Genomic DNA, 12,117 nt, shown 5'->3' with positions numbered 1-12,117 from the left:
GCCTGCCCCGCCTCACCGCCCGCCCCGCCTCACCACCTGCCCCGCCTCACCACCTGCCCCGCCTCACCGCCCGCCCCGCCTCGCCGCCTCGCCGCCGCCGCCTCGCCGCTCGCCGCCCATCCGTCGCCGCCCATCTCGCGCCGAGCCGTGAGTTCGGCCCCACTTTTGGCAAAAAACACGAGCCATACTCACCGTTCGGCGGGATGGTGTGGGGCGGGAGTGGCTAACGGGACGGGAGTGGTGGGCGGGGGGAGGAGACGAGCGGTGGGCGGGGGGAGGAGACGAGCGGGGGGTGGGCGGTGGGGGGAAAGAGACGAGCGGCGTGCAGGGGAAGAGTCAGCGGGGCCGCTTACGATGAACGGATGACCGACCACGCCGCTCCCGCAGTCACCTCCGCCGCAGACACCGCCGCCCTCGCTGACGACGCAGCCCTCGCAAACACCGCCGCCCTCGCAGACGCCACCACCGCCACCTCCACCTCCGACTCGCGCATCACCATGTTCGGCGCGGACTGGTGCGGCGACTGCCGCCGCTCGAAGAAGCTGCTCGACGTGCTGAACATCGACTACGACTATGTCGACCTGCTCCTCGTGGAGGACGGCGCCGACCGCGCCCACGCGATCAGCGGCCGCACGCAGATCCCCGTGATCACGTTCCCCGACGGCACCCACGTCGTCGAGCCGAGCGACTCCGCGCTGCACGCGAAGCTGACGCAGCTCGGCCGCATCGGCTGACCCGCAGGCACGGCGACTGACCCGCCAGGCACGGCTGCTGACCCGCCAGGGACGGCGCCCGACCACTCAGGTGCGGACCCTGACCGATCAGGGCAGGTAGGGGCCCAGCACACCCGCCGTCGTCAGGGCGAGTTTGCGGTCGGTCCGCTCGTACAGGGGCATCAGCTCGGTCGCCCCGGCGGCCGTATGGATGACCCCCGCCGCGTCGAAGATCGCGACCGGCTCAAGGTCGCGCAGCAGCGCCCAGAACGGCTGGAAGAAGTAGACGCTGCGGCTGCCCGCCTCGAACTCGAGCAGGGTCGCCGCCACATACTCGGCCCGCGCCCGGACGGTCGTCGGAAAGTCGCGGAAGTACTCGCATCCGGGGTCGTCGGGGTCTTCGTCGTGCAGCATCGGCGCCGGCACCGCATACCACTCGTGCCGGTCATTGATCGCGGTGGCGAGCGCGCTCGCGAGCACCCGGTAGGCCAGTGACCGCGGGGTCGTGACCGGAACGACCTTCGGGATGCCGAGACCGGTCGCCACCTCGATGCGCCGGACGATCTCGTGCGGGTTGAGCGCGGCCAGCATCTCGATCCAGCTGATCTTGTTGACGACCCCGTTGACCAGGAATTTGCAGCCGCCCACGAGGTCCCACTGGATGCTCATGCCATCCTGCTCGTCGTGCACGATCACCAGTCGGGCGGCCTCATCGACCTCGACTCCGGAGATGCGCAGATGCGGATGCCGCCGCACCAGTTCGCTCGCGATCCACCAGATCTGCGCGGTGAGGAACCGGTCAGCCGGCGGGTTGTACTCCTCGTAGCCGTCCTCGTCGTCGTCGGCCTCGTCGCCCTCGCGGTCGTCGTCATCGTCGGCCACGTCGACGGCGTCGCCGAGAGCATCGCCGGCGTCGAAGCGGTCGCGCGAAACGAACGTGGTTTCGGGGTCGAATTCGTCGTCGTCGACGAAATTGTCGCCATAATCGAAGTTGTCACCGGAGTCACCGGGTTCTGCATTGCTCATCATGCGTTCCCTTCTCACGATGCCGGACGCCCGCTCAACCGGACAGCCCTCCTCATAGTCACCCCATTGGCCGGTCTCCGAAACGCCCCATTCGGGTCTGCCGCCCTGCACACGGGCGCGTACTCTGCCCACACCCTGCACAGGCGACCACGGTGCCGGGTTTCGCACAGCCTGAAACGGATGCCCCGGCCCGGGCCGGCCCCGTCCTACCGTTCCGGCATGGATATCCGAAAGCCCCGTCCCGCCCGCCGCGCAGCCGCCGACTCCGCGTCCACCTGCGTCACGGCTTACCTGAAGAAGATCGGGCGGGTGCCGCTGTTGACCGCGGCGGAAGAGGTCGAGGTGGCCAGGCGGATCGAGGTGGGGCTGCTGGCCGCGGACAGGCTCACGCGGCTGGGCACCACCGGCAGCGACAGTAGCAACGGCACCACGGAGAGCAGCGAGAGCAGCGAGACCGCGTCGCTGCGCGAGGAGCTCCGCTGGCTCGCCGGCGACGGCGCCCGGGCGGTGGAGCACCTGATCTGCGCCAACCTGCGCCTGGTCGTCTCGGTTGCCCGGCACTACGTCGGAGGCGGCCTGGAGTTTCCGGACCTGATTCAGGAGGGCAACGTCGGTCTGATCCGAGCGGTGGAACGCTTCGACTTCGCCCGGGGATTCAAGTTCTCGACCTATGCCTCCTGGTGGATCCGCCAGTCGATCTCCCGGGCACAGGCCGACCAGTCCCGGACCATCCGCCTCCCGGTGCAGACCGCCGACTCCCTCCTTCTCATCGCCCGCGAGGAGCACGCGATCCGGCAGCGCCTCCGCCGGGACGGCACCAACCAGGAGCTCAGCCGCGCCACCGGTCTCACCCGCAACCGGGTCGTGGCGCTGCGGGAGCACGCGCGTGCGCCCCGCTCCCTCGACGCCCCGGTCTGGGTCGACTTCGGCAACGGCCCCGAGCCCATGCCGTTCGGCGACACGGTCAGTGACGCCCAGGCGATGGATCCGGCCGACATCGTGGGCCGCACCCTGCTGTTGGAAGGGCTGGAGTCCAGGGTGTCCGCGCTCCCCGGCCGCGAGGAGCGGGTGCTCCGGATGCGGTTTGGCCTGGGCTGCGAGCGCCCGCGCACCCTGCGCGAGGTCGGAGCTCTTCTCGGAGTGACCCCGGACCGGGTGCGGCAGATCGAGGTGAGGGCGATCGCCAGGCTGCGACATCCGTCGAACGCCTCTCCCCTGGACGGCGGAGGTTCGGCGGGATGCTGGACGGAATGCTTGACGGTGGAAGATCTTCGAGCGTAGCGTCGGATTGTTGCCCCGGACCCCGGCAGCGGGTCTGACCGCGCCGGCTGAGGGGGTTCACATGTTCGGGAACGCGGATGCGAAACCGCCGACCACTGCTGCCGCTGGCGTCCCAGCCGGTTCGGTCGGTCCGGACGGCGACCAGGCCGAGTTTCAGGCGCCGCCGGAGCGCAGCCAGAACGACGATGCCGACGCGAACGCGCAGACGATGACGGCGTGGCTCGCCGACCTGCCGTCTCAGTGCTGGGACCTCGGCGAGTAGCCCGGAGCCCGGAGCCCGGAGCGTCGCGCGGGAATGAATCCCGAGAAACATGTGTTTGCATAGAAGTCACCGCGACACGACATCGCAGCCAGCCCCGTCGGGCCCGCCAGAAAGGGATTCCATGACTCCGCAAACATCCGGACTGCACCACGTCACCGCCATCGCGGGTGCGCCGCAGCGCAATATCGACTTCTACGTGACCGGCCTCGGCCTTCGGCTCGTCAAGAAGACCGTGAACTTCGACGACCCGGGCACCTACCACCTCTATTACGGGGATGACGCGGGCCGCCCGGGATCGCTGCTTACCTTCTTCCCGTGGACAGGCATCGCCAGCGGACGCCCCGGCTCCGGCCAGTCCACTTCGACGGCGTTCTCGGTGCCGGCCGGCAGCCTCGGCTGGTGGGCGGACCACTTCAAGGGCCTCGGTGTCGAGTCCGAGTTCGTGCGCCGCTCCGCCGACGAGGAACGGCTCTCCCTGCGCGATCCCGACGGCCTGCAGCTCGACCTGGTGGCCTCGTCGACGGTCGATCCGCGCAATCCGTGGGACTCGGCATCCGTGCCTGCCGAATACGCCGTGCGCGGCCAGCACTCCTCGGTGCTGACCGTCGCCGACCCAACCGGCACCGTCGAGGTGCTCACCCGCGACCTCGGCATGCACGTGATCGAGGAGACCACCGACCGCATCCGGGTCGGCGCGGGCGACGGCGCCCCCGGCAACATCGTGGACATCATCGCCGACCCGAACGGCCAGGTGGGCCTGACCGCCGGCGGCAGCGTGCACCACATCGCCTTCCGCGTGCCCGACAAGACCACCCAGGAGCAGTGGCGCCAGGAGCTCGTCGAGCGCGGCTACGGGGTGACGGCGATCCTCGACCGCCAGTACTTCACGTCGATCTACTTCCGCGAGCCGGGCGGCGTTCTGTTCGAGATCGCAACCGACACCCCCGGCTTCGACATCGACGAGCCACTGCTCGAACTGGGCCGCTCGCTCAAGCTGCCGCCGTGGCTCGAGCCCAGCCGCGACCAGATCGAGCGCGCCGTCGTGCCGATCACGCTGCCGGCCGAGAACAACCCCGCCTCCGCGACGGTCGGCTAGAGAACACCGATGAGCGATCACACAGCCGCCGAAGCGGCCACCGGGCAGCCCGTCGATCAGACCCCCGGCCTGACCGTTGGCACGCCCGCCGGCCTGCCCGACCTCGACTGGCCGCACGTCTACCGGGCGGGCTCGCCTGCGGCCCCGGTGCTGCTGATGCTGCACGGCACCGGCGGCAACGAGCAGGAGATCGTGAACCTCGCCGATGCACTCGACCCGGATGCGACCGTGCTCGCACCCCGCGGCCGGGTCACCGAGGGCGGGATGCTGCGCTGGTTCCGGCGGCTCGCCGAGGGCGTGTTCGACGTCGACGACGTCGTGCGCCGCTCCGGCGAGCTGGCCGGTTTCATCGCCTGGGCCCGGCAGCGCTACGACCTCGGCGAGCGCCGCCTGATCGCCGTGGGCTTCTCCAACGGGGCGAACATCGCCCTGGCCACGGCCCTCCTGCACCCCGAGGCCCTCGACCGGGTGATCGCTTTCTCGGGCATGTTCCCGCTCGACGACCGGGAACTCGGCACGGACCTGCCACGCACCTCGGTGCTGCTGCTGAGCGGCCGCACCGACCCGATGGCCCCGCTCGCGAGCGCCGTGCGGGTGGCCGGCGTGCTCACCGCACGCGGCGCCCAGGTCGACCACGAGCTGCGAGACGGCGGGCACGGCATCGCCGCAACGGATGTCGCCGCCGCCCTCGCCTGGCTGGCCCGCCCCGCGCAGACCGGCGCGTAGCCACCCCGTGAACACGCAGCCCCCGCAGCCCCCGCTCGATTTCGAATACCGCACCCAGTCGCAGCGCGTGCTCTTCGGCACCGGACGGGCCGCCGAGCTGCTCGCCCGGGTGCTCGCCGAGCCCGGCGGTCTGCCGGGCAGCGCGAGCACCTCCGGCAGCACGAACGCCTCCGGCAGGACCAGCACCCCCGGCAGCACCAGCACCCCCGGCAGCGACGCCCCGCGCGTGATGGTGATCGCGAGCCGGCGCGAACTGGAGCGGTCGACCGGGGTGCTCGGCGGCATCCGTCCGGCCGCGATCTTCGACGACGTCGTACAGCACGTGCCGGTCGAATCGGCCGAGCGAGCCCGCCAGGCCGCCCGGGACGCCCGGATCGACGTGCTCGTGCCGATCGGCGGCGGGTCGGCGATCGGCCTGGCCAAGGCGGTCGCGCGGGCCGAGGGCCTGCCGATCGTTGCGGTGCCCACGACCTACTCCGGGTCGGAGGCCACCGCCGTCTGGGGCCAGGTCGAACACGGGGTGAAGACGACCGGTTTCGATCCCCGGGTGCTGCCCGGCACCGTGATCTACGACGCCGAGCTCTCCCGGGCGCTCCCCCGCGACCTCAGCGTGTCCAGCGGGCTCAACGCCCTCGCGCACGGCATCGACGCGCTCTGGGCCCCGGGCAAGAACCCGGTCAGCAGCACGATTGCCGCCGAGGCGATCCGGATGCTGGCGCACGCCCTGCCGCTCATCGCCGACGACCCCGGTGACCTGGCCGCGCGGGAGGAGGCCCTCTACGGCGCCTACCTGTCGGCGAGCGCGTTCTCGAGCGCGGGCTCGGGCCTGCACCACAAGATCTGCCACGTTCTCGGCGGCACGTTCGGACTGCCCCACTCAGAGACGCACGCGATCGTGCTGCCGCATGTGGTCGCCTTCAACGTGCCGGCCGCGCCCGAGGCAGAGGCGCTGCTCGCCCGTGCGCTCGGGGCCGCGGCTGCCGCCGCCGACCTGACTGAAGTGCCCGGCCCAGCCGGAACACCGGCCGAACCGCCCACCGCCGTCGAGTCGCTGGTCGCCCTGAGCGACCGCCTGCACGCGCCGACCGCGCTGCGGGACTTCGGTTTCCGGGAGGAAGACATCACCCGGGCGGTGGCGCTGATCGTGCCCGCGGCGCCGCCGTCGAACCCGCGCCCGGTCACCCCGGAAGCCCTGACCCGGCTGCTGCACGACGCCTGGAGCGGCGACGCCCCCGTTTCCCCGGGTGCCCTCCCGCGCTAGGCTGCCAGCGAAAAAAGGGAGACAGTATGAGCAACGCAGAGCACGGAACAGACAACGACGCCGGCGGCAGCAGCACCTCACCCGGCACGAACGAGGCCGGCAGCACCGGAACCGGCGGGACCCAAACCGGCGGCACCGAGGCGATCGTCCCGGTCCCGCACGCGGCCGGGCAGTCCTCCGAGCAGCGAGCACGCAAAGCCGAGCAGGAGTCTCGGCTGCAGCTCCTCCGCAGCAAGGCCGCGGTGGCCCGGTCCGAGGTGGACGCAATGGCCGCGATGCGCCTCGACCCCGAAACGCTGGAGGACCTGCTCATCAACGCCACCCCGAGCGAGGCAGCTCGCCTCCGCAAATCCGAGCACGCGATCAGCGAGCGCGTGGCCGAGGCCCGCGCCAGGGCAGACGCCGCGGAGGCGGAATACGAACAGGCCGTGCTCGACGAGTTCGACGAGGCCGAGCGGTAGCGCAGCCCGGGCGACGACCGGCATCCGCCGGCGGCGCCCGCGACATCCGGCATCCGTCGGCGCAGCACCGTCAAGGAGCTGCGCCGACGCAATGTCAGCGCCGCGCTGTCAGCGCCGTACGCCTACGCCGTGTCGAGCTCCTGCTCGGCCTGGGCGATGTGGGAGACCGTCTTGAGGAAGCTGTCCGGGTTGAGGGAGATGGAGTCGATGCCCTGCTGCACCAGGAAGGCCGCGAAGTCGGGGTAGTTGCTGGGCGCCTGGCCGCAGATGCCGATCTTGATTCCGGCGGCGTGGGCCTTTCTGATTGCCTCGCTGATCATCCATTTCACGGACTCGTCGCGTTCGTCGAAGAGGGCGGCGAGGTCTTCCGCGTCACGGTCGACGCCCATCACCAGCTGGGTCAGGTCGTTGGAACCGATCGAGAAGCCGTCGAACCGGGTCGCGAACTTCTCGGCGAGGATGACGTTGGCCGGGATCTCGCACATCATGTACACCTGCAGCCCGCGCTCGCCCCGCACCAGCCCGTTCTCCGCCATCGCCGCGATCACCTTGTCGGCTTCGGCGGTGGTGCGGCAGAAGGGCACCATCACGATCACGTTGGTGAACCCGATCTTCTCGCGCACCCGCTTGATCGCACGGCACTCGAGGGCGAACCCCTCCCGGTAGCGGCGGTCGTAGTAGCGCGACGCGCCCCGGAAGCCGAGCATCGGGTTCTGCTCCGAGTGCTCGAAGTCCATCCCGCCGATGAGGTGCGCATACTCGTTGGTCTTGAAGTCGCTCATCCGCACGATCACCGGGTTCGGGTAGTACGGAGCGGTCAGCTTCGCGATTCCCAGCGCGAGCGCCTGCACGAAGTACTCCTTCGGGTCGAGGTAGCCGCGGGTGAGTTCGTGGATCTGCTTCTGCGCGGCCCGGTCGGTGACCCGCTCCGGATGCACCAGCGCCATCGGGTGGATCTTGATCAGGTTGTTGATGATGAATTCCATCCGGGCCAGACCCACGCCGGCGGCCGGCAGCCGCCACCATTCGAAGGCCGCGGCGGGGCTGGCGATGTTGACCATCACCTTGGTGCGGGTCTCGGGAACCTCGCCCAGGTCGATCTCCTCGGTCTCGAAGGCCAGGGCTCCCGCGAAAACGTAGCCCTCGTCGCCCTCGGCACAGGAGATGGTGATCAGCTGGCCATCCGTCAGCTCGCTGGTGGCATTACCGGTGCCGACGACGGCCGGCACACCGAGCTCCCGGCTGACGATGGCGGCGTGGCTCGTGGGGCCGCCATGGTCGGTGACGATGCCGGCCGCGCGGGTCATGATGGGCACCCAGTCCGGGTCGGTCATCTCGGTGACCAGGATGGCGCCGTCGATGAACTTCTCGATGTCGGCCGGGTCCTTGATCACGCAGGCCGTGCCGGAGGCGATGCTGTCGCCGATCGCGACCCCGGTGACCAGCAGCGGACCCCTCTCGCTCAACCGGCTGACCGTGAACTTGGTTCCGCTGGCCTGCGACTGCACGGTCTCGGGCCGGGCCTGCACCATGAACAGCTCCCGGGTCAGGCCGTCTTTGGCCCATTCCATGTCCATCGGCCGGCCGTAGTGGTTCTCCACGATCACGGCCCAGCGGCCCAGCTTCACGATTTCGGCGTCGGTCAGCACGAACGACTGCCGTTCCCCGTCGGGGGTGTCGACCATGCGGGTGCGGGCGCTGCCACCCTTGGCGTAGACCATCTTGCGGGCCTTCTCGCCCAGGGTCTTCTCCACGATCGGGGTGCAGCCGGGCTGCTCCAGCAGTTCCTTGAAGACGAGGTACTTGTCGGGGTTGACGGTGCCCTGCACCACGGTCTCGCCGAGCCCCCAGGAGGCGCTGATCACGGCGACGCCCGGGAATCCGCTGTCGGTGTCGATCGAGAACATCACCCCGGAACCGCCCAGATCGGAGCGGATCATGCGCTGGATGCCGATCGACAGCGCCACCTCCAGGTGGTCGAAGTGCTTGACCTCCCGGTAGCTGATCGCCCGGTCGGTGAACAGCGACGCGTAGCAGCGGCGGCAGGCGTCGAGCAGGTCACGCTCCCCGGACACGTTCAGGAAGGTCTCCTGCTGACCGGCGAAGCTGGCATCCGGCAGGTCCTCGGCGGTGGCGCTGCTGCGCACGGCCACCGGCAGATTGGGGTGCCCGGCCTTCTCCGAGAGTTCACGGTACGAGGCACGGATGCCGTCGGCGATGTCCGCGGGAAACTCACCCCCCAAAAACAACTCGCGCAGCACGTCGCCGGTGGCCCGGAGCGACGCGTGGCCGGCATGGAACAGGTCGAGTTGGTGGCGCATCGCCGGTTCGATCCCGTTTGCCGTGACGAAGGCCCGGTAGGCGTTCGCGGTGGTCGCGAACCCGTCGGGCACCTGCACGCCCGCGCTGGAGAGATTGCGCACCATCTCCCCGAGTGAAGCGTTCTTACCGCCGACCTGCGGAATGTCCGCCAGACCGATTTCGTTGAACCAGACCACGCTGCTCTCGAGCATTGTTCTCCCACCATCGGCGGGCTCGCAAAATTGCTGACTCTGCCCGGTGCTGGCAACCTACTGCGGGCCGCGGAGGCCTGCTAGGTGCACCCGACCAGGTGAGGCCGGGCTCGCGTCCGAGTCTGAATCGGAGTCCGCGTCCCTCTGGTGCCGACTCCGCCCGCGAACGGATTCGACGGAGATTTTGCCCAAATCGGCCCCCGACAGCCCGAAAGAGTGGTTTTACGACAAGATCTCCGTCGAATTGGTTCGGCGGCGCTCGCAGCATCCGTCTGATGCGCTGTCACAGGGGCAATGTCAGAGGTCTCTGAGACTCTGAATCACTCCCCACGCGGGGGCACCCATCAGGAGGCACAAGATGACTGATCCCAACTACACGGCGCTGCTGCTCGTGATCGACCGGAGTGGCTCGATGTCGAGCATCCGTGACGACATGGTCGGCGGACTCACCGCGATGATCGCCGAGCAGGCGGCCGGTCCCGGCCTGCTCACGGTGGACATCGTCACTTTCGACGACGAGATCGAGCACACCCACACCCTGGCCGATCCGGCCACCGTGTCCGTCGAACTCGAGCCGCGCGGCATGACCGCGCTGCACGACGCGATCGGGGTGGCGGTGACCGGCTTCGGGCAGACGCTCCGGGCGCTGCCGGAACACGCCCGCCCCGACACGGTTCAGGTCGTGGTCGTGACCGACGGCGGCGAGAATGCGAGCCACGAGTACACCGCCGCGGCCGTGCGCGCCCTTGTCACGCAGCAGACGCGGGAGTACAGCTGGGACTTCGTCTTCCTGGGCGCCAACCAGGACGCCGTGCTCACCGGCGCCGACCTCGGTTTTGACGCCGACAGCTCGATGACGTTCGCCGCCGCCTCCGACGAGGTGGCCGCCCTGAGCGTCAACCTTGGCCGCTACGTGACGGATGTCCGCAAAAAGGACAAGCGCGGCTTCACCTCCGAGGAGCGCACCGAAGCCGGGGGCGAACGCTGAGCCGGGGCAAACGCTGAACGGCGGGCACGCAGTGGCGGGCACTCAGTGGCGGGCACTGTGCCGCGGGCAAAGCTAAGGCCAATGGGGAGAACCCCACTGGCCTAAAGCCTCGAGCATGCAATCGGGGCCGAACCCGAATCGAACCCCGATTGCAATGCCTCGTCAGGACGAGACCCTAGTCTCGCCCGGCTTCCTCCGCGTCGATCGCCTGCCTACCCAGGTCGGCGATGGTGCGCAGGAGTCTTTGGCACGCCTGAGGCCGCAGAGTCGGGCCGGAAGGTCCGCTTCTGATCTCGGACTCAAGTGTGGTGAGGCTCATCTGGATGTGGATCCTGTTCATTCGGTAGGCCGGCTGACCCGAAGGTCCCGTGCCTTTGCGACCCCGCCTCACGACGAGTGTGCCCGTGCGATTGACGTAAATGACCCGTCTACCCAGCGACCCTGTGATCACCTGAGATGAACTTACAGGGCGGGCGGCGCCGGATCTGCCGAACTCGGGGGCGACACGCGGGTATTTACGGGTAACCCGACCCCCAAAGCGAGGGGAAGTCAGTTTGTGATCAAGCCGGTTGCGAGCAGATCCGCGCTGAGGTCCGGGCCGGATCCCGCCCGGGCGCCGCCCTGATCCCGCCCCCACGACTGGCGCGTTACCCCGTGCGATGCCGTCGCTTTCCCTGGTCGCAGGCGCACGCTAACGTAGCTGGCATGGGGTCGGATGGTTCTCACCTCCAGAAAGAATCTTTCCCTTGCTCGAGGCTGCCTGTCTCGGCTGCCCAGGGTCATCAGCTCGGACACTCATGCTCGAACAATCAACGGGGGTTTTCATGTCGTCAGCCGCATCCGAGTCATTCATCGCCATTGCGCAGTCCATCGCCACGGACGCGCACCGAGGGCAGGTCGACAAGCTCGGCGCGGACTGCATCGACCACCACCGCCGGGTGGCGGAACGCCTGAGCGACCCGCTGGAACAGGCCACCGCCTGGCTGGTTGATGTGCTCGACGACACCGACATCACCCGCCACGACCTGCTCGCCCGCGGCATCCCCGGCGGCGTGGTCACGGCAGTCGAAGCACTGACCAGAACGGATGACGTCAGCAGCGACGACGAGTACTACGCCGCGATCCGCGAGAACCCGATCGCGCTCGCCGTGAAGCGGGCCGACATCGCCGACAACTCGGAGCCCTGGCGCGTGGAGCAGCTGGACTTCAGCGTTCGGGAATCGCTCGCTCTGAAGAACGAGGCTGCGCTGGCGGCACTCGGCTAGGTGGCACTGGGGGCACTCGGCCGGGTGAGGCAGCGTTCCCCGCTGTCTCACCGAAGGAATTCCTGGTCGACCCACAGATCCTGGACGGAATAGCCTTCGTTCACCTGCCGTTCGAGTCGTATCTGACTTCGAAAAATNATGGATGACCCCACTGCAACCCTCGACGCCGCTGTGGTGGCTGCTGCGTTCGCGGCCCTCGCGGGCGAGGTGGGTGCCACGCTGTGGTGTTCAGGGGGTGCGGGGGTGCGATGACGATGGCCTGCTGCAGGTGACCGCGGCGGTGGAGCAGCTCGGCCGAAGGGTGGACGCCCTGCGGGTGGCGACGGCGGCGGCGATCGCCGACCGGTCCCGGCCCGAGCTCGATCCTGACCGCCCTGGTACCCACGCTCCGCTGCACCGACCTGGACCAGGTGCAGGCGGCCGAGCCCGAACTCGTTGCCGCCGCCACCGGAGGCGGCGGCGACCACCCGGTGGCGGTGCCCGCGGACGAGATCCGGATTCAGGCCCTGGTCTGGAAGACCGTGA

General features: G+C 69.4%; 11 protein-coding genes and 1 riboswitch. Of the genes, 9 read left to right on the top strand and 2 right to left on the bottom strand.

All coding sequences use genetic code 11. The features are described from left to right. The first annotated feature begins 362 nt into the window (after positions 1–362). A complete protein-coding gene (locus E3T37_RS17900) occupies positions 363–734 on the top strand; it encodes a glutaredoxin domain-containing protein (RefSeq protein WP_134368334.1) in 372 nt (123 codons plus the stop codon). Between the two features lie 87 nt (positions 735–821). Here E3T37_RS17900 and E3T37_RS16995 read toward each other — a convergent pair whose 3' ends face one another. Further along, positions 822–1,739 carry a hypothetical protein gene (locus E3T37_RS16995; protein ID WP_166805317.1) on the bottom strand — a complete coding sequence of 306 codons (918 nt, stop codon included), beginning with the start codon at positions 1,737–1,739 and terminating at the stop codon, positions 822–824. 219 nt (positions 1,740–1,958) lie between these two features. Here E3T37_RS16995 and E3T37_RS16375 point away from each other — a divergent pair, with 219 nt between their 5' ends. The 6 genes from E3T37_RS16375 to E3T37_RS16350 all read left to right on the top strand — a co-directional run bounded on the left by E3T37_RS16375 (position 1,959) and on the right by E3T37_RS16350 (position 6,826). Next, positions 1,959–3,020 carry a sigma-70 family RNA polymerase sigma factor gene (locus tag E3T37_RS16375; protein WP_166787194.1) on the top strand — a complete coding sequence of 354 codons (1,062 nt, stop codon included), beginning with the start codon at positions 1,959–1,961 and terminating at the stop codon, positions 3,018–3,020. A 61-nt stretch (positions 3,021–3,081) separates the two neighbouring features. Beyond that, on the top strand, positions 3,082–3,282 hold the full coding sequence (locus tag E3T37_RS16370; RefSeq protein ID WP_134368331.1) for a hypothetical protein: 201 nt from the start codon (positions 3,082–3,084) through the stop codon (positions 3,280–3,282). A gap of 121 nt (positions 3,283–3,403) precedes the next feature. Continuing rightward, positions 3,404–4,378 (top strand): ring-cleaving dioxygenase, encoded by a 975-nt coding sequence (locus E3T37_RS16365; RefSeq protein WP_134368330.1) that lies wholly within the window; start codon positions 3,404–3,406, stop codon positions 4,376–4,378. Between the two features lie 9 nt (positions 4,379–4,387). Then, positions 4,388–5,104: an alpha/beta hydrolase gene (locus tag E3T37_RS16360; protein ID WP_134368329.1), complete on the top strand. Its 717-nt coding sequence runs from the start codon at positions 4,388–4,390 to the stop codon at positions 5,102–5,104. 7 nt (positions 5,105–5,111) lie between these two features. Continuing rightward, a complete protein-coding gene (locus E3T37_RS16355; RefSeq protein ID WP_241975900.1) occupies positions 5,112–6,365 on the top strand; it encodes a maleylacetate reductase in 1,254 nt (417 codons plus the stop codon). A 26-nt stretch (positions 6,366–6,391) separates the two neighbouring features. Then, on the top strand, positions 6,392–6,826 hold the full coding sequence (locus tag E3T37_RS16350; protein ID WP_134368327.1) for a hypothetical protein: 435 nt from the start codon (positions 6,392–6,394) through the stop codon (positions 6,824–6,826). Between the two features lie 122 nt (positions 6,827–6,948). Here E3T37_RS16350 and ppsA read toward each other — a convergent pair whose 3' ends face one another. Next, on the bottom strand, positions 6,949–9,339 hold the full coding sequence (gene ppsA, locus E3T37_RS16345; RefSeq protein WP_134368326.1) for a phosphoenolpyruvate synthase: 2,391 nt from the start codon (positions 9,337–9,339) through the stop codon (positions 6,949–6,951). A gap of 358 nt (positions 9,340–9,697) precedes the next feature. Between ppsA and E3T37_RS16340 the strand changes: the two genes are divergently transcribed. Continuing rightward, positions 9,698–10,327 (top strand): VWA domain-containing protein, encoded by a 630-nt coding sequence (locus tag E3T37_RS16340; protein WP_134368325.1) that lies wholly within the window; start codon positions 9,698–9,700, stop codon positions 10,325–10,327. A gap of 339 nt (positions 10,328–10,666) precedes the next feature. Next, positions 10,667–10,740: riboswitch (cyclic di-GMP riboswitch) on the bottom strand. A 411-nt stretch (positions 10,741–11,151) separates the two neighbouring features. Beyond that, positions 11,152–11,592, top strand: coding sequence for a guanosine-3',5'-bis(diphosphate) 3'-pyrophosphohydrolase (locus E3T37_RS16335; protein WP_134368324.1), 441 nt, complete (start codon positions 11,152–11,154; stop codon positions 11,590–11,592). Positions 11,593–12,117 lie beyond the last annotated feature (525 nt).

The organism is Cryobacterium sp. TMT2-10 (assembly GCF_004403075.1).
Taxonomy (GTDB): domain Bacteria; phylum Actinomycetota; class Actinomycetes; order Actinomycetales; family Microbacteriaceae; genus Cryobacterium; species Cryobacterium shii.
Note: the sequence above shows the minus strand (reverse complement) of the source record. Positions and strands in the feature narration are given on the sequence as shown.